The sequence below is a fragment of the Rhodospirillaceae bacterium genome, assembly GCA_018660465.1.
Classification (GTDB): Bacteria; Pseudomonadota; Alphaproteobacteria; order Rhodospirillales; family JABJKH01; genus JABJKH01.
On sequence record JABJKH010000091.1, the window covers coordinates 1 to 17,127 of the forward strand.

Annotated in this window: 22 protein-coding genes; 8 read left to right on the forward strand and 14 right to left on the reverse strand. The window is 49.0% G+C overall.

The window, feature by feature from the left end; genetic code table 11:
• Window positions 1-66 precede the first annotated feature (66 nt).
• The gene (locus HOM51_15470; protein ID MBT5035913.1) at window positions 67-390 is read right to left on the reverse strand and encodes a helix-turn-helix transcriptional regulator; all 324 of its coding nucleotides are present in this window, start codon (window positions 388-390) and stop codon (window positions 67-69) included.
• Between the two features lie 286 nt (window positions 391-676).
• Here HOM51_15470 and HOM51_15475 point away from each other — a divergent pair, with 286 nt between their 5' ends.
• On the forward strand, window positions 677-940 hold the full coding sequence (locus HOM51_15475) for a hypothetical protein (GenBank protein MBT5035914.1): 264 nt from the start codon (window positions 677-679) through the stop codon (window positions 938-940).
• Window positions 930-1,949, forward strand: coding sequence for a hypothetical protein (locus tag HOM51_15480; GenBank protein MBT5035915.1), 1,020 nt, complete (start codon window positions 930-932; stop codon window positions 1,947-1,949). The genes HOM51_15475 and HOM51_15480 overlap by 11 nt, the downstream gene beginning before the upstream one ends.
• Window positions 1,950-2,140: 191 nt before the next feature.
• Here the strand turns inward: HOM51_15480 and HOM51_15485 are convergent, their stop codons facing one another.
• From HOM51_15485 to HOM51_15500, 4 genes are all read right to left on the reverse strand, one after another.
• Window positions 2,141-3,100, reverse strand: a complete 960-nt coding sequence (locus tag HOM51_15485) for an RNA-directed DNA polymerase (GenBank protein ID MBT5035916.1) — start codon at window positions 3,098-3,100, stop codon at window positions 2,141-2,143.
• A 159-nt stretch (window positions 3,101-3,259) separates the two neighbouring features.
• Window positions 3,260-3,988: a hypothetical protein gene (locus tag HOM51_15490; GenBank protein MBT5035917.1), complete on the reverse strand. Its 729-nt coding sequence runs from the start codon at window positions 3,986-3,988 to the stop codon at window positions 3,260-3,262.
• Window positions 3,981-4,469, reverse strand: a complete 489-nt coding sequence (locus HOM51_15495) for a hypothetical protein (protein ID MBT5035918.1) — start codon at window positions 4,467-4,469, stop codon at window positions 3,981-3,983. Before HOM51_15495 ends, HOM51_15490 begins: the two co-directional genes overlap by 8 nt.
• 493 nt (window positions 4,470-4,962) lie before the next feature.
• The gene (locus HOM51_15500) at window positions 4,963-5,370 is read right to left on the reverse strand and encodes a redoxin domain-containing protein (protein MBT5035919.1); all 408 of its coding nucleotides are present in this window, start codon (window positions 5,368-5,370) and stop codon (window positions 4,963-4,965) included.
• A 73-nt stretch (window positions 5,371-5,443) separates the two neighbouring features.
• Between HOM51_15500 and HOM51_15505 the strand changes: the two genes are divergently transcribed.
• Entirely contained in the window at window positions 5,444-5,818 is a 375-nt protein-coding gene (locus tag HOM51_15505) for a hypothetical protein (protein MBT5035920.1), read from the forward strand.
• Between the two features lie 64 nt (window positions 5,819-5,882).
• Here HOM51_15505 and HOM51_15510 read toward each other — a convergent pair whose 3' ends face one another.
• From HOM51_15510 to HOM51_15530, 5 genes are all read right to left on the reverse strand, one after another.
• Window positions 5,883-6,326: a DUF126 domain-containing protein gene (locus HOM51_15510; GenBank protein MBT5035921.1), complete on the reverse strand. Its 444-nt coding sequence runs from the start codon at window positions 6,324-6,326 to the stop codon at window positions 5,883-5,885.
• Window positions 6,326-7,570 carry a DUF521 domain-containing protein gene (locus tag HOM51_15515; protein MBT5035922.1) on the reverse strand — a complete coding sequence of 415 codons (1,245 nt, stop codon included), beginning with the start codon at window positions 7,568-7,570 and terminating at the stop codon, window positions 6,326-6,328. Before HOM51_15515 ends, HOM51_15510 begins: the two co-directional genes overlap by 1 nt.
• Window positions 7,571-7,582: 12 nt before the next feature.
• Window positions 7,583-8,086 carry a flavin reductase family protein gene (locus tag HOM51_15520; protein ID MBT5035923.1) on the reverse strand — a complete coding sequence of 168 codons (504 nt, stop codon included), beginning with the start codon at window positions 8,084-8,086 and terminating at the stop codon, window positions 7,583-7,585.
• Between the two features lie 104 nt (window positions 8,087-8,190).
• Complete coding sequence (locus tag HOM51_15525; protein MBT5035924.1) at window positions 8,191-8,763, reverse strand: hypothetical protein; 573 nt, start codon at window positions 8,761-8,763, stop codon at window positions 8,191-8,193.
• 39 nt (window positions 8,764-8,802) lie between these two features.
• Entirely contained in the window at window positions 8,803-9,363 is a 561-nt protein-coding gene (locus HOM51_15530; protein ID MBT5035925.1) for a thioredoxin fold domain-containing protein, read from the reverse strand.
• 255 nt (window positions 9,364-9,618) lie between these two features.
• On the opposite strand from HOM51_15530, the gene HOM51_15535 reads away from it, so the two are divergent.
• On the forward strand, window positions 9,619-10,089 hold the full coding sequence (locus HOM51_15535; protein ID MBT5035926.1) for a hypothetical protein: 471 nt from the start codon (window positions 9,619-9,621) through the stop codon (window positions 10,087-10,089).
• 2 nt (window positions 10,090-10,091) lie between these two features.
• Here HOM51_15535 and HOM51_15540 read toward each other — a convergent pair whose 3' ends face one another.
• Both HOM51_15540 and HOM51_15545 read right to left on the reverse strand, forming a co-directional pair.
• Window positions 10,092-10,715, reverse strand: a complete 624-nt coding sequence (locus tag HOM51_15540) for a flavin reductase family protein (protein ID MBT5035927.1) — start codon at window positions 10,713-10,715, stop codon at window positions 10,092-10,094.
• A 92-nt stretch (window positions 10,716-10,807) separates the two neighbouring features.
• Entirely contained in the window at window positions 10,808-11,071 is a 264-nt protein-coding gene (locus HOM51_15545) for a hypothetical protein (protein MBT5035928.1), read from the reverse strand.
• Between the two features lie 628 nt (window positions 11,072-11,699).
• Between HOM51_15545 and HOM51_15550 the strand changes: the two genes are divergently transcribed.
• Window positions 11,700-12,527: an aldo/keto reductase gene (locus HOM51_15550; protein ID MBT5035929.1), complete on the forward strand. Its 828-nt coding sequence runs from the start codon at window positions 11,700-11,702 to the stop codon at window positions 12,525-12,527.
• A 6-nt stretch (window positions 12,528-12,533) separates the two neighbouring features.
• Window positions 12,534-13,325 (forward strand): N-acyl homoserine lactonase family protein, encoded by a 792-nt coding sequence (locus HOM51_15555; GenBank protein MBT5035930.1) that lies wholly within the window; start codon window positions 12,534-12,536, stop codon window positions 13,323-13,325.
• Between the two features lie 6 nt (window positions 13,326-13,331).
• On the opposite strand, the gene HOM51_15560 is transcribed toward HOM51_15555, so the two are convergent.
• Both HOM51_15560 and HOM51_15565 read right to left on the reverse strand, forming a co-directional pair.
• Window positions 13,332-14,198 carry an NAD(P)-dependent oxidoreductase gene (locus HOM51_15560; GenBank protein ID MBT5035931.1) on the reverse strand — a complete coding sequence of 289 codons (867 nt, stop codon included), beginning with the start codon at window positions 14,196-14,198 and terminating at the stop codon, window positions 13,332-13,334.
• Window positions 14,199-14,207: 9 nt separating this feature from the next.
• Window positions 14,208-15,440, reverse strand: coding sequence for a CoA transferase (locus tag HOM51_15565; protein ID MBT5035932.1), 1,233 nt, complete (start codon window positions 15,438-15,440; stop codon window positions 14,208-14,210).
• 123 nt (window positions 15,441-15,563) lie between these two features.
• On the opposite strand from HOM51_15565, the gene HOM51_15570 reads away from it, so the two are divergent.
• Window positions 15,564-16,670, forward strand: a complete 1,107-nt coding sequence (locus tag HOM51_15570; protein ID MBT5035933.1) for an S-(hydroxymethyl)glutathione dehydrogenase/class III alcohol dehydrogenase — start codon at window positions 15,564-15,566, stop codon at window positions 16,668-16,670.
• Between the two features lie 7 nt (window positions 16,671-16,677).
• Window positions 16,678-17,100 (forward strand): aminoacyl-tRNA hydrolase, encoded by a 423-nt coding sequence (gene arfB / locus HOM51_15575; protein ID MBT5035934.1) that lies wholly within the window; start codon window positions 16,678-16,680, stop codon window positions 17,098-17,100.
• Window positions 17,101-17,127 lie beyond the last annotated feature (27 nt).

Below are 17,127 nucleotides of genomic sequence, written 5' to 3' on the forward strand. Positions count from 1 at the left end.
GTCTGCTTTACCCCCTATAAGCGGACTAAAACATAAAACTTAGAATTTACACCCCTGTCTACAAGATCAGCGTTTAGTGGCCTTTTTTTTCTTCGATGCAGGGCCGAACAGACACTTATATGTATACGGATCGTAGCACCTGAGCATCTCCTTAACGAACTCTGCTAGATCAACACCGACTGCCTTGGCATACGGTTTGTATAGGTTCGGTGGAATTCGTCCTACGCCATTCTCAATCTGACTAATGAATGTGTAATATTTGAAACCGGTTTGCTCAGCTAATTCTCGCTGTGTCAGACCCGAAGCTGCGCGGAGTTTCTTTAGGTAAGTCCCACCTTTTTTCCGCAGTTTCTTTGATTTCTCTCCGGTTACTTTCAGCTTCTCGGCCATCAAATTTCCTCCTATTGCATATAATGGTATTCAAAATATGTTTTAATATTACACATTTCAATGAATATATTATGACGCATTATAAATTTTCATACTTTTTAGTTGCATAAAAAACAAAGACTCGGCATCATTAAGTTGTGTAAAATATAGTCGGCGGGATTTTAGACAAAATATTTCTATCTTAAGTGCATTCCTAGATTTTTCATTACAGACGTTCCGCCACCCATAGGACCACAAAGTAAAATTAGCCACTTTTTGATGTAAGAAACACAGGCGGATTGGCGGCATGACTAACAAGGATTTGACAGTAACCCATGCCGCTGATGGTGAAATCTTCATTCCATCAAGTGTTGATAGCGCTGAGTTTAGTTTGCCCGGCGATCTCCACGCCCCGTATATCGCCGTCCGTGATGCAGTAAGTCGTACACATGATAGCGTTCGAGAGATGTCCGCCTGCTTTCCTCGGTTCCATAACAGGGAAAAATCCACAACATTGCTAGGCATGGGTTATGACGTCGGTGACCAGTATGGAGAATTTTATGTCCCTTGATCAGTTAGCACAGAGCGCGGCCCAGGCATTTTCTCAGATAATTAGAGCGGAAACGGGTCTGCTAAATTTACAGCATGGTGAAGTTGCTCGTGCCGCCTTAGTGGAATGTTACAAATTTGGAAAACAGGCCAAGAAAGCTCCTACTGACTTTCAAACAATTTGCACAGATAGAAATCTCATCCGCGAAGACTTTTCCTGGACGGTCGCCGTGCGTTGCGTATACGGCGCATTTGTCCCCAAAGGAAAGGGCAGCAATGAGACTGTCTGGGAAGCATCAAAATCGAGCCCAGTCATATCGAAATACGCCCGTGTGCTCGAATATGCTGAGAGAAATGAATGGAATGAACAGACACTTTCGGATGAATTAGATTCTTTAGGCATTGAACGATTAGTCGTCCTTGCACGTTCTAATACTGATGCTGAAAGTGTTAATGGTAAACCTAAGATCTCTTTATTTTCAAAAGCGGAAATTGCAAGAATTAACTCCCGTCATTTTGTTAGTGTTGAGGAGTTTGATTTACCTGAAGAGGCTTTCTGTGATGGGTTTGCGTCTGTTTTGCTGCGAAAAGAGGATGATGGCTACAGCGTTTGGGTTGGTAATGCCGATGAAGGTATTATCAAAAATGTGGCGTCGCCGTTTACTAAGCAAGAAAGCATACGAGATCATCTGAAAAATATCGTTGATTTAGCCAAATTTTCTTCTGACGACACCCTGTACGTTAACAACACAACTAATGGCGTTCAGATAACTTTCGCTGAGGCGAATGGATCGGCACCACCTTGTTCTTCAGAAACGATATTTAGAGATTTTAGAATGGACATAAACTTTCCTTTGCTTCTACCTATGTTCAGTAAAAGCGTAACATCGTTCTATTCGTTCTCAAGGAATGATTTGGCCGATAAATGGTGGAACTCTAGGAGTTTTAGGCATTATCGTCGCCCGGACACACATAGGATCGCGAACGAGCGACATAGAGTGTTGTTCGCGAAGTTCATGCTAACTGTGTAGCATCCGAAGTTCCGTGCGCTTGTATGTTGCTTAGAATTGAAAGTGCTGCATGCTCCAACTTTCATGTCGGGGGCTGATGAATTAAACTACCCAGTTTTGAGCGACAGTCTATCATGAGATATTACCGTAACAGGGACTGATAGGCCCGGTTAACGCAGAAATACACATGAGAACAACCAAATAAAAAAACCTTACTCTACCTGAGAAGCATAATTCAGATGCCCCTTAATCTTGCTTAAGTCTTCTTCCTTTATCTTTTCATTTTTCAGGAGATGTCGGTACGCTCTAATACGATTACGATATCCCTTGGTTAATCGTAATTTTCGCCCATGGACTAGTAGTCCGTGTACTTTAAGCCTATTCGGAGTTTCAGAAAGACGCTCTTTACGCTCAGATAGGGTCCAGCCATCATCCGAAACCACAGATTTAATCTGCGTTAATGTTTGATGGGGAATATCTCCGCTACCTGAAAAAACGATATCATCAGCATATCGGGTGAATACAATTTTTTTTTCAGCCGCTATTGATGCAAATTGTTGATCAACATTTTTGAGCACTATATTTGAAAGTACCGGACTGGTCGGTGAACCTTGAACCAAGTGATTATCTAAGCAACAAAGAGTCGATAAGATTTCAACGCTTTTGTCAGTTTGATAGCCCACGGTGCGCAATGCTTCTTTCACGCGTCGGATGGAAACTGAGGGAAAAAAATTCTCTAAATCTACAGAAAAAACCCATTCCGAAGAAAGATGTTTGGCTGCAGCATCTATGTGCGATCTACCAGGGACGAAGCCAAATACATTTTCGTTCGGCGTCCACGCTCTTTGAAGATGATGGCTTAGCCATTTCTGTATAGCTTTTAGCGCGACCCGTGGAGCTTCTATTTGTCTATGCCCCGCTCCTTTGGGGATTTCAAAATGCCGATAGTGTCGGGGTGTGCGATTTAGCAGAGACCATATAAATCCCGGATTGTAGCCAAATATTACAGACAATGATTCCTGAGACGTAACCGGTGGCAAACCGAGTCCATACAGACGCCGTATCTCATCAGCTTCGTCAGGCGAACATTCATTGCCCATTGCCTGAATTAGCTCGGACGGCGCTTCAAATAGGAAGCCGATTGATTCCAACTGAGGTTGTGGGAGCCTCATATAGCAAAGGTTCCTTTCGGTAAGAGTACCTTTCGAGAGCACCGGCTTGTCTGGCGGTGATTCGAAGGAGCACCGACTGACAAGCCGGGCCCTTCTGTTCTTGGTCTAGGCAGTTGAGCGTGATGCACGCCCGCGCCTGAGACTCCCACGCTTTTCATGTTAAAAGCCACGCCGAGCAATATCAAGTGCCCTAGAGATGTCGGGACTTCTCCTGTTTTTCTCGGAACCGAGCGCTCTTAGTCCAGAAAGCGTTAGCATAAATTGACCGTTTTCTCGTCTCAATATAAGCCCCGATTTTCTTAGTTTATCCAACATATTCGATAGCCAATCTTTGTGGGGAACATGAAAATTTCGCTCTATCAGTGCAGTTTTAAGCTCTTCCTGCGTCAATGGAGATTTCACTCTGATAGAGCTGAGGCAAGCGGTTCGCGTCGGAACATTTTCAGAGGATGTAATCATCACTGCATTAAGACGTATTCCTAGGACCTGAAGGATCTCTTTCGTTTTGGATCCAATTGCTTCTTCCTCCTCGCGTGTCAGCACTTTTTTTGGTTCTACCCACACCGTTGCACTTTCATGATCAAGCGAAACAAAAGCGTTTCTAACAATTTCGGGAAAGAAGCGAAATAGAGTTGTTTTTACACTGGATTGAATGTCTTCACCTTCATTCCCCGAAATGATGAAGGCAACTTGGAGATTTCTTTTTTCAAAATTTTCCGACAATTTGCGCAACTTGTAATTTGAGGGGCGCTGAAAACCAAATTTATTGCGAGTGACCCGCACAAAAACATAGAATTTTTTTTCCTCACTCGCATCTTGAACGAGATCGCCGACAAGACTAATTCCAGACGCTATCAACTCATCTGAGATATTCGTTTCATCAGACATTAGTCTGCCTCCAAGCTTCCTTGATGCTAATCGTCCAAATTTGAACAGCAGCGCCCCATCCATGCGCTTCCGTTATTTCAATATTTCTGAGAGAAAACCGTTGCGTAGAGGAAAAAACGACAGCTTCTGATGGTTCGTAATCGGCAATGACACGGGTAGCATTGGCTTTTTCCATCAAGCTCGCTAGTGCTGCGGCAGAGCGAATCCCGTTATCTAGTTTAGGTATAAGTTCAAAATCTCCGTTTCTGTTTGCTCGCGATTTTTTTCTTTTATAGATTTTAGTGATCGACCCCTTCAAAAATTCGGGTATAGATTTGTGTGGCATCTGAGCCCAATTTGGATCAAATTCAGCGAGCATTTTTCGAACGTCAAGAAATGCCCCATAGTAATACCGATTATAGGCTGATCGTGCGAAGATATCTCGCTCAGCTCCCGTTTTCTTTATCGCTTCTATCTGGAGATGGTGACCAACTTTTTGCATTGGACTTTCAAGATTTCCAATCGATTGTAGGTTTTGTCAGTTGTGAATGAGTATGTCAGATACCTCTAAGGCCGTTATTAACTGCCCTTTTTACGCTCACAAGTGTACATCATGTAAGTTCTTCTCCGGCCCTGAAAACCAAGACAGTCTTCTAATTATAAGTGTAACGTCACCTTATTCAAAATCAACAACTCATCCGGCTTTTCAGCAAATGAATTGCCGCTCCAACGCCTTCTTATAAAATGCCGTCCATATATTGCCCAGCTTTGACGGTTTGGAACAGTCCGAATCTGAGCGCAACCTCAAACGAACATTGGATGCATTCAAAAATGAGCTAAACCACTTACAGTTTTGATCATTCAGGTTGGATGAGCTCTAATCGTTGTGGTTCTAGAGTCCACATTCTTATCGTCTCAATCACTGTCATTGGTGCTGGGTTAAATCGGTATGGTTGTCATTACAATCGGCGCCCCGGTGGGTATCATTCTCACCGTTAAGCGGTTAGCGGTCTATTTAAAAGCCCCTCAACTACTTCAACGGTCGCTTCGGGTTCCGGGCGGTGTGTGTAGTCAGGGTCGAAACTAGTTGAGCGAACAATACCTTGTTGATCGACGACCAACCGCCCAGGTACGGGCAGGGTCCAACTGTCATTTCCATTGGCCCCAGGTATATCGATGGCATTTGCGCTGTAGATTTCAATGATTTTTGGAGGGAGGGCGAATTTGAGACCCAATTTCTCAGCATAGTCATTGTCGGTATCGCTCAACATATCAAAATTGAGATTGCGCTCTTCAATCAGTCGCTTGCTGAACGCGCCTTGTTGCGGCGTGATTGTCACAAGAGTAGCGCCGATATTTTCTAGAGGCTTGACGATGTTACATAGAGCATCCAGCTCTATCATACAGTGCGCTCACCAATGGCCTCTGAAAAATTGTACGACGAGGGGACCCTTTGCGATTAAATCGTCAGATTTAATGGCTGTACCGTTGGCATTGGACAATGCAAAAGCCGGTAAGGAAGTGCCCGGTTTGATGATGTTAGGAATGACGTTTTCGCGTAAGGACTTCGTCAAATTATCCAGCGCGGTAATCCGCTCGGCAGATGCTTTACGCCGACTTTCGGTGCGACGAACAACGAGTCTTTCTTCAAGTGACATCGAATGGTCCTTTGCTGTCTTCCAAGTCTTATGGATATTTAAGTTTTTTGACCTCATTGCAAGGGAAAGCAATATGGACAAAAAAAGTTACGCGGTCGATCCTGGATCACGTGATCTAACTAAATTTACAATTTACTTTAATGCTTCCAATAAGGTTGTCGACGCAGTTAACAATGCCGGGTTGGAATTCTAGAGCAACTTGGAGAGGCAAAAAGTAGAGGTTGCGGAGGCCCGAATCCTCTTGCCCTAGCCAATCCTCAACGCACTAACCCGTCCTCCTCAACAACAACCCGTCCCTCCTGAGGAATGACCGTTACGCGTTCGCCGGTTTTAATTAGGGTTGTTACGTCACCGTCTTCAAATCGGTCGCAGCAGGCCATGTTGGCGAGGGCAGCGCCTTGAGCAAGGATTGGGTTGAAGCGATTAAATAAAATGGCTTTGGGGGCGATGCCGCGGGCCGCCATTTCGTGGAGCATCCACGCAGACGCGACGCCGCCCTTTGCCGTGTTGACCACGAGAATTTTATCGACGTAGCTTATCCCCGCAAGTTTGTGCTGGGGGCGCGAAAAGATGCCCTTAATCCGATCGAGATCATAACGTGCGGAGAAATTATCGTCGGTGACAAGCGCTTCGCCGGTGACTTCTTCGCCGACACCGACGTGACATTTAAGTTCCCTTGTAACTTTTCTGATCTCCGGCATCAGACAACCTCCCCCGCAACCGCAGACGCGACACAGTCTTCCATGCTGGCAAGACTTGGCTGATAGCCGTAACCGCCGATGATGTTTACCAGCTTCGCCGAATTCGTCATCAGCCGACGCCAGCCATTTGCCAGCGCCATTTCTCGGGCATAGCTCTGATAGAAGCACATGCCATGCAGAACCAACCCTCCGGCATCTTCGATCCTCTGAGAGATGCCCAGTCGCTCCGCATCAGCGCCAACCGTTGGCGATGTCGCCACCAGCAGGGCCGTATCCTTGTGCACTTTTTGACCCTCAAGAAGGTCGGCGACTTGGTTCATTTCGATGATGGAAAGCTGCGGCGCTGAGAAGACAACGACGTCGACCTTCTCTCCCTTGCCGCCATAATTGCCGTAGAAATTAACGATGTCCTGTTCATTAATTTCCACGCAGTCCAAATCCGTCGGATCACAAACCGCATCGATGGTCGGGGCCTCCGGCGTGTGGCCGACCAAGTGATATAACGGGATCGAGCCGAAGCTGGCCATCGCCGCTCCCATGTGTTTCATCTGGTCAGAGCCTGGCGGCGTATCAATTCCTTCGATGGCCGCGACTTCCCAATAGGACCCGGCGAGCTTGCCGATTACCCCACCAAGTGCACCCCAGTCGGATAATCCTTGTGGTTGATAATTGACGCGGTAGCGGCAGGTCGCGCGGCGGTTTTCATCCAGGTGCAAACCATAGCGCGGCGTGCGGCCTGTCAGTCCCGCGGCCAACGCAGAAGGGCCACCTTCGAAATTGGAATAGGCACCGAGCACGCTGTTACAATAAATCACCACCCCTGTATCACCATAAGCCAAGTGCTCGCCCCGCATCGGCGGCATGATGGTTTGGTAGTTGATGCAGGTATCGGTCATCAGGATTCCGAGGGCCTCAAACGCGTCAATGGCGCGTTGCTCGAGCGTCGCCATCTCGTCAGTTTGTTTGAGGGTTTTATAGTGCCTGAAATCAATGCCGCGAGGATCGGTGATCATCGGGATACGGACCTTACGCTGGTCTTCCGGCAAGGCCGCGAACTTTTCGACGAATTCAACCCCCGCGTCACCAAGCGATTCCGTATCGGCCATCATGTGGGCCTGGGTGACCTCGACAAAATCTTCCGCATCGAAACAGGTGCCGACGCGGATCATGTGTTCCATCGCCCAGCGGCGCGCTTCTCCATGCTCGCCGTCCAGCATCGCCTGTTCTTCTGGGGAAAGCTTCATCGTTTAGGTTTTCTAACCACCGTAAAAAACGTTGTCGCCCAGTTCCTTCATTTCCAGGATCGCTTCATCCGGCCGACCGTCTGGTTGTTGGGCCACGTTAGCGTCGATGATTTCGCCAATGACAATGTGATGGTCGCCCTGCTCAACAATTTCAACCAATTTACATTCTACATTGGCTGGCGCGTTATCAAGAATGGGAGAGCCGGTTGAGCCATCGTGGAAGGGTTCGCCGCTTATGGTGTTTCCATCGACTTCGGCGGGCTTGAAAAAGGCGAAGGCTTGACCCTGCTGTCCCTTGCCCAGCATGTTCATGGCGAACGAGCCTGACTCCTTAACCGCCGCATAGGCACCTGAATCAGACTTAAGCCCAATGACGATGAGCGGTGGATCGAAGGATGTTTGCGTGACCCAGTTCACGGTTGCCGCAGCAATTGACCCGTCAGAACTCTTGGCGGTAAGCACATAAATTCCATAAGGAATCATTCTTAACGCGGTCTTCTTTGCATCGGCATCCATAACAGGGTCCTCTCTTAAATTTTTGTGACTCCCCTGGCTGAGGAGCGTTCACACATTTGGTAGCCCATCTATGCGGACCTCACAACCTCCGCTGGGTCTGTGGCTTATTGCCTAAGTGCCGCCGGATGCCAGACCTGTCGATCTCGTGCTTTATCGCTGCAAGTGTCCAAGGCAAGCGACCGGGCAACGTTCTTGGACGGCAGGCGGCGCCCACCAGGCGTAAGCTCTGAAGGTTCAGGACCAATTGTCAGACACATCTCAGGTGCGGCCGCCAATTGCAATCGTCCCTCGACATATTTCCACTGCCGCAGGGGATCACCGTCGCACGCCGCCAGGACAATTTTTGACATTTTGTCTTTTGAGTTAACACCAAGGCATAGATCGTACCGAGACATACGGAGGTTGCCTTTGCCAAACGCGGCCAGATCAAAGCGTTCGTCAAAATTCCAGATCGTCCATTTGCAGGTGTGCACGACCAAGGACCGCTTAACATTGACTCGCGCCTTGTGGCCAGGAATGTCGACACACAGACCGCGGGGTTCATCCAGCGGGGCCTTGATTTTGAGGAAGACTTCCATGCCTTTGCCGGTGTCAGGGGCTTGGGCTGCAACAGGAAAGGCGGGAGCCACGACCGTAATAATTATCGCCCAAATCAATCCAATAAATTTTACACGCATTGTATTCATCCAACATTTCGTTGAATAAATTTATACGACCTACTGTTTCGGTCGCCCACCCCTTTTCTTCCAATAACGATCATTAACGTATTTTTGGAAATGCTCGCCCTTTTCGTAGCCTTTGTTATGCACCCATTCAAAGAGGGCCAGGAAGGTTCCCTTGCCAAAGGCACCCGGCATGACCGCGACCGCTGCATCACCGCCACTTTTGCCCTTCGCCTTTTCAACGGATTCAGGCATGAACACGATGGTTGGTGTGAACATGGAGCGCCATTTCCGAGAAACTTTTCTTTCTGTCGTAACTTCTCCATCCAGGTCGGTGACTTCTTTATAGCCCCATAAATCTATCTGCAGGACTTCAAAATGTTTGCGGACGTAGGCGTTGATTCTTGGATCGACCAAAATTTCAGTTTGTACCTTTTTACAATAGATACATCCCTTCTGTTCGATCAAGACGACCAGACGCTTGCCGTTATCCTTGGCTGTCTGCATGTCTTCTTTGATGTCTAGAAAACTCTCCAGAAACCAAGAATGTCGATAGAGCCCGTCCTCGCCCAAAGTCGGTTGGGGTATTTCACTTGCTTCGGTCGGTAGAGGCATAATTGTAAAAATTGACGCGACAAAAAAAGCCGTTAAGACGCATTTCGATAAGTTTCTTTTCATAATTGTTCTCTGTTTGGCGGAGTGGATCAGATCTCAATTTTACTTAAATAATTAGTACAATATCAATGGTAAATATTACAATTTTCTAATAAATCTAGCCCCTAGTTTCGATTGGGGCTTCAAGTTGAATTTGCTCATCTTCTCATACTATTATGGGGCATGGGTTCCGATTTCTCGATCTAGGGGATATAGATGATACGCGCCAAACGGCTACACCACGTGGTTCTAAACGTTTCAGACTTGGATGCATCGATAGAATTCTATGAGAAGGTTCTGGGTCTCACGCTGGCTGCACGAAGTGAAGAACGCCGCTCGGCCTTCCTGAGCTTTGGCGACGAACACCACGATTTGGCCCTGTTCGAACGCGCAACGGGCCCGTCTCCTGAAGATTCTCAACCGGGGCTGGTCCACATGGGCTGGAAATTAAACGACTATGACGAATTAAAAGCGGCCTACGAAGAACTGCTGGAAATGGGCATGGATGTCTTCCGCACCATTCAGCACAACGTAACCAACAGCGTGTATCTCAAAGACCCGGACGGCATGGTGGTCGAACTGTTCTGCGACAGATTCGAAGATGGATTTGAAGTCATGAAGACCATGGGTCCCAAAAGCGACCATCTCGATATCATGACAGGTGAGGTCACGCCGGTAAGGAATTAAATTTAGCGCGGTTGGCCGTCGGTAAATTCCCGCTCCCAAATATCGCCTAAGGCCGAGTAGGAAAATCCATTCAATCTTCCGACGGGTTCCAACTTTTGCATGTCGATGTAACCGCCCGTCATGCAGGCCGGATCAATATGAAAATAAACCACCTCGCCAATCACCAGCGGATGCTTATTCGGGCCCAATTCAATAACCTGATGGAACTTGCACTCGAAATGGATCGGGGCGTCTTTCACTCGCGGTGATTTGACTTTCTCACTGGGAATTGGGATGAGGCCGGTCGCGTCGAATTCGCTTTCTTCCTCTGGTATCCCGTTCGCTGAATCAACCATCTCCTTCCACTGGGGGGTGGTGACGATGTTAAAGCAAAAATCCCCGACTTCTTTAATGTTCTTCAAAGTGTGCTTTTCTGTTCCGTCTGGATTCCTGGCGATGGTGAGGGAAATCATCGGAGGGGCAACACAAACGACGGTGAAAAAACTAAACGGTGCAAGATTAGTGATGCCTTGGCCATTAATCGTTGATGCCCAACCGATGGGTCGGGGAACGACTGAGCCGGTTAGCAGTCGGTAAATTTCCCGGCGTTCCATATCAGCCGGGTCCATCTGGATATATTCGGACATTTGCGGGGGTCTCCTTCTTTTCGATCGCCCGAAGTTTGCCCACTGTTATATCAAGATGCAACAGCCGCTATTAGTTTTGGCTGGAGAGAATGCTAATAGAGGTATCTGGCGCCGATTGCGTAATCTTTGCGGGGGGAATGGTAGCTCGCGTGCAACGTCGTTCGATTATCGACAATACAAAATTCGCCTGTGCCATCTGGTGCGTCCCAGGGTTGACGCAACATGATATCGCCCATTGCGCTCTCAAGATTTTCTGAGTCAAAAATTTCGTATAAGGCCTTCCGGCCCTTTTCACGTACCGCGGCAGGGGATTCTTTAACCGATTGCAAATATGCGACAATGTTCGCAATCACCACGGTTGAGGTTCCTCTCGGCTTATGATGTATCGAATCTTTGGGGTCCCTGAAAAGACAGGTATACTGATTTTCATGATCCCTGCCTCGGTCAACGTGAAAACTTAAATGGGGAAAAATATTTCTTTGGCTCGCATCCTGCTCTCCGACAACGGCAGAGGCATTCCGAATTATTAAAGGGCCAAACGTTTCCGCTAATTTTCTAGGACCATCTTCTAGAACGTACTGCTCATTAAACAAAAGAATCTGGGTCGGCTGTTTAAATTCACACGCCAGCCCAAAGTGTTCAAAATCGAAGGGTATATCTGCATTTTCGCAGATTCGATTAAATTGGAAATCCTTACTCTTGCCGTAATGCGCTTCAATATTTTTTTTATAATAAGGAATTGCGACAGAGACTCGGAAAGAACATCCTTCAGACCTTAAGTCTAAGGATGTTCTCGGATTTTGACGAAGTGTCTTGATATCCTTACTGGAAAGATTGAGTTGGAAAGACATGAATAAATACCATAAAAAAATAAAACCACGCGTATTGGCATTGTATCCAAATTAACAACGACGTTCGATATAATTTTACCCTGCCCAAAAAAGGAATTTCATGATTTTTAACAAACCTATTATGGAAAAAGATCTGATCAAGCGAACCATTCCATCCACGGGTGAGAAAATTCCCGTCATTGGTCTTGGAACCTATAATTCGTTTGATTGCCGATTATCCTCAGAAAACCGCCGGGACTTAACCCAAGTGCTAGAATTATTTTTCCAGGCTGGGGGTACGGTAATTGACAGTTCCCCCATGTATGGCAAGGCAGAAGCCGTGGTTGGCGAATTGTTGCGAGGGATGAACGCACGCGACAAGGCGTGGTTGGCGACCAAGGTCTGGACCAGAGGCGAACGCAGAGGCATTGGGGAAATGGATGAGTCATATCGTTTGATGCACGCGGGTCCTCTCATGGAGTTGATGCAAATTCACAACCTTGTGGATTGGCAGACCCATTATCGGACGCTGCGGCAATGGAAGGACGATGGTAAAATTCGCTATATCGGCATCACCCATTACACATCTGGTTCGTTTGACGAAATGATGCAGATTTTAAAGACTCACCCGGATATCGATTTCGTGCAATTTCCTTATTCACTTGAAGACCGCGTGGCGGAAAATCGCTTGCTGCCATTTTGTCGGGACAATGGCGTGGCAACCCTGGCCAATCGCCCCATCGAGCAAGGGGCCTTGGTGCGCGGAAGCAAACGCCGAGACCTACCGCCCTGGGCGGCGGATTATCAGATTACGTCTTGGGCGCAATTTTTTATGAAGTATCTAATTGCACACCCGGACATGACTTGTATCATTCCCGCAACGTCAAACCCCGGTCACATGATTGATAATCTGAATGCGGGACGAGGTGACTTGCCAGATGAAATCGTGCGCCGGAAAATGGTCGATTGGGTCGAAGGATAAAACGCCATGACAGAACCTGAAATTTTTGAAGTCTTTGCGGTTAAATACGCGACCCATGACCGCAACGCGGATATGAATTTTAAGGATCCGCCCGACATCCATGATGGCCCGATGCCGATTGATTATTTCGTCTGGCTGCTGCGATCAGACAAGCGCACGATCGTCGTCGATACAGGCTTCACCAAGGAAACGGCGGAAGCCAGGGGTCGGACCTTCCTGCGTTGCCCGACAGAGGGATTGGCATTGCTTGGTGTAAATGCATCAGAGGTTGAAGACGTCATCCTCACCCACATGCATTACGATCACGTTGGTAATTTTGATCTATTTCCCAACGCACGGCTGCACATTCAGGACAAAGAGATGGCCTTCGCCACAGGCCGCAACATGCGCCATAGGCCATTCCGAAATTCAATGAACATCGAAGATGTCGTCGGTATGGTGCGCCAGATTTATGCGGACCGTGTTGATTTTCACGACGGTGACTTTGAGATGGCACCGGGGCTCACAGTCCATCTTGTCGGCGGCCATACAGCAGGGCTTCAGTTTATCCGGGTCTTCACCAAGCGCGGCTGGGTCGTCGTCGCATCGGACGCCTGCCACCTGTACGCCAACATGGAAAAGGTTAATCCGTTCCCCGTCATCTATCACCTCGATGAAATGTTGGAAGGCTATGAGACTTTAAAACGCCTCGCCGACAGCCCCGACCACATCGTCCCTGGCCACGACCCCTTGGTTATGGAACGCTACCCTGCCCCGTCGCCAGAATTGGAGGGGATCGTCATTCGGTTGGATGAATGAGTTGGCTTATTCCCCGTCGCGGATAAATTCATACATATGGGTGATATCTGATCCGGGACGCGCCTCATTGTGCTCGTCCCACATGTCACATACGAGCTGACCGATCCGACTTGGTGTTCCCGCAGATTTTGCATTTTCCAAATAGAGATTTATGTCTTTGGATTGAAGCGCTGTCGCAAAGCCGGCATCGAACGTCTCGGTCATAATCCGCGCAGGGAATTTTTCTCTGATCGCTGAATTATAACCACTGGAAACACTGACCACATCGACGATCGTTTTCATATCGACACCGGCGGAGAGGCCATAGAGGACAGCTTCAACGCTGGCTGCCAGCGCCGTACCCGAAAGAAAATTGTTGAGAATTTTTACGGCTTGCCCTTGGCCCGCCAGTTCCCCAACGTGGAACGGGTTTTTTGCGAATCCCTTCAAGACATCCATGTGCGCATCAACAACATCTTTGGGCCCCGCCAACATAACGGCGATTGTTGCAGCGCGAGCACCTGCCTGCCCCCCACTAACAGGGGAATCGATGTAAACAAACCCAGCGTCGGCACAACGCTTCGCGGCTTCACGGGCCGCTTCCGGGCCAATGGTGGAGAGATCAATAATGACCCCCGCACGTCGATCAGAGGTGGCGATAACTTCATCGATAACAGATAAAGAGATCGGCCCATCGGGTACCGATAAGAATATCGTATCGGTGGCTTTCGCCACATCTGCGACGCTTGCGCCAAGTTGTGCGCCTTCGGGGGCAAGACCTTGGGTGCCGGCCTTGTCATAAACCGTCAGGGGAAATCCCGCGTTTATAATATTAGTCGCCATCGGCCCGCCCATTTGGCCGAGACCGACAAATCCGAATTGTTCTGGTTTCATGAGTTTTTCCTAAATAAATCCATCATCCCGCAGCTTCGTGCGTTCCGCGTCATCCATATCTAATAATTCCTCCAGCACCTCGTCAGTGTGCTGCCCCATAACAGGCGGTGCGTGGCGATAATTGACCGGGGTTCCCGATAGTTTGAGGGGACTGCCCAAAAGATCGACTTCGCCAGCTGAGACATGAGGAAGTTTTATGTGCATGTCCCGGTGCTGAATTTGGGGATTTGCGAAGACCTTATCGAGGGTATTGATCGGACCCGCAGGGACGTTCGCCTTTTCTAGCCCTTCCATCCACCAGTCGCTGGTCTGCGTCTTGGTCATTTCTTCAACCAACGGGGTCAGTTCATCCCGGTTCACAATTCGGTCTGAATTGGTTAGGAACCGGGGGTCAGTCCCCATTTCCGGCTTTCCACCCAATTCACAGAACCGCTGATATTGGCCATCATTACCAGCAGCAATAATGAAATACCCATCCTTGGACGGTACCACCTGATAAGGGGCAACGTTGGAATGTGCGTTGCCGCGCCGGACCGGAGAGTTTCCTGAACCGAGATAATTAACCGCTTCATAGGTTAGGAACGCCACTTGAGAATCCAACAGCGCCAGATCGCAGCGCTGGCCTTCGCCGGTCATTTGTTTGTGATGCAGCGCCGCCAATATGGAAATCGTCGCGTTCATCCCAGTGACGATATCGGCAACCGCCATGCCAGCTTTATACGGCATGCCGTCGACGGGACCTGTCAGGCTCATCAGTCCGCCCATACCTTGGGCCATGACGTCATAACCGGGCCGGGGCGCATAGGGACCATCTTGGCCAAAACCAGTGATTGAACAATAGATCAAACTTGGGAATTCGTCTTTCAGGTCGTCGTAGCTGAGATTGTACTTTGCCAGATTTCCAACCTTGAAATTCTCCGTCAGAATATCGCACTTTTTCAGCAACCGCTTGATCAGTGCTTGGCCTTCCGGTTTGGAGATATCAACCGTTACGGATCGCTTGTTGCGATTGGACGCGAGATAATAGGTGCTTTCGCCGGTGTCTTCGCCTTCAGGTGTCTTGGCGTAAGGAGGGCCCCATTTCCGGGTATCATCACCCGCACTTGGACGTTCTATTTTAATGACATCTGCGCCAAGGTCACCCAAGTACTGCGTGCACGTCGGTCCCGCCAGGATGCGGGTTAAATCAAGAATTCGGATGCCGCTCAACGGTCCGGTTGGTTTGGTCTTCTGTTCAGTCATTTCTTTACCTTAGACCCTTGGGTCTGCCATTGTTATGGTCACAAATTAAATTAAAGCCGGGGGACAATACCCCTCAAAGACCAAGGTCCACAAGCCCGGGGTCGACAACCAAGGAGAACCACGATGGATGTTATCGCCGCCGTTGCCAGACGCGCCAAAAAACCACTGAGCATTGAAACCGTGCAACTGGAAGGCCCCAGAGAGGGCGAGGTTATGGTTGAGATTAAAGCGACAGGAATTTGTCACACCGACGAATTCACTCTGTCAGGTGCCGACCCTGAAGGAATTTTTCCGACAATCCTGGGGCACGAAGGTGCTGGTGTAATCGTCGAAACTGGACCCGGCGTGACATCCGTCAAAAAGGGCGATCACGTAATCCCCTTGTACACACCCGAATGTCGGCAGTGCGAATACTGCACGTCGGGCAAAACAAACCTGTGTCAGGCGGTCCGCGTGACCCAGGGTCAAGGCTTGATGCCGGATGGCACCAGTCGCTTTTCGATCAAAGGTAAGCCGATTTACCACTACATGGGGACGTCGACCTTTGCCAACTACACGGTGCTGCCGGAAATTGCCGTGGCAAAAATTCGGAAAGACGCGCCGTTCGACAAGGTCTGTTATATCGGTTGCGGCGTGACAACGGGGTTAGGGGCCGTCATGAACACGGCAAAAGTTGAGCCTGGATCGAACGTCGCGGTCTTTGGGCTCGGCGGCATCGGGCTCAACGTGATCCAAGGGGCGCGCATGGTCGGTGCCGATAAAATCATCGGCGTCGATATGAACCCGAAGAAGCAGCGCCTCGCGAAAAAATTCGGCATGACCCATTTTGTGAATGCGTCCAAAGTGAAGAATGTGGTGGAGAACATTGTTGATCTTACCAACGGCGGCGTCGATTACAGCTTTGAATGCATCGGCAATACGGACGTCATGCGCCAAGCGTTGGAATGCTGCCATAAGGGGTGGGGTGAAAGCATTATCATTGGCGTCGCTGGCGCGGGTCAGGAAATTTCAACGCGCCCTTTTCAACTGGTCACAGGCCGAGTCTGGCGCGGGACGGCATTCGGCGGGGCAAAGGGGCGCACCGACGTTCCCAAGATCGTTGACTGGTATATGGACGGCAAGATCGACATCGATACCTTGATCACCCACACACTGCCCTTGAAGAACATCAACAAGGCCTTTGATCTGATGCACGCGGGGAAATCCATTCGCAGCGTCGTAACGTTCTAACGACACAATGTTGAGGGTCACGGAGTCAATTGTGCTGGCGGACGATGAACTTCAGGAGAAGTTTATCATCGCGACCGGCCCCGGCGGGCAAAACGTCAACAAGGTCGCGACCGCTGTGCAACTGCGGTTTGATGCGGCGAATTCCCCCAATCTGCCAAAGGCCGTGTATCGGCGGCTTTGTGTTGCGGCTGGGCGGCGGATGACCAATGACGGTGTTTTGGTTTTGATGGCGAGCAAATACCGTTCCCAGGATCGTAACCGTCAGGATGCCCGCGATCGGCTTGCAGAATTGATCCGCCAAGCGGCGGTCGTCCCCAAACACCGGAGACCAACGAAGCCAACAAAGGGCTCCAAGCTGCGCCGTCTTGATTCCAAACGTAAACGCAGTATTCGGAAAACCCAAAGGGGAAAGGTTACCGATAATGATTAGGGGCTGATGACCACGAAATAGCGAGGA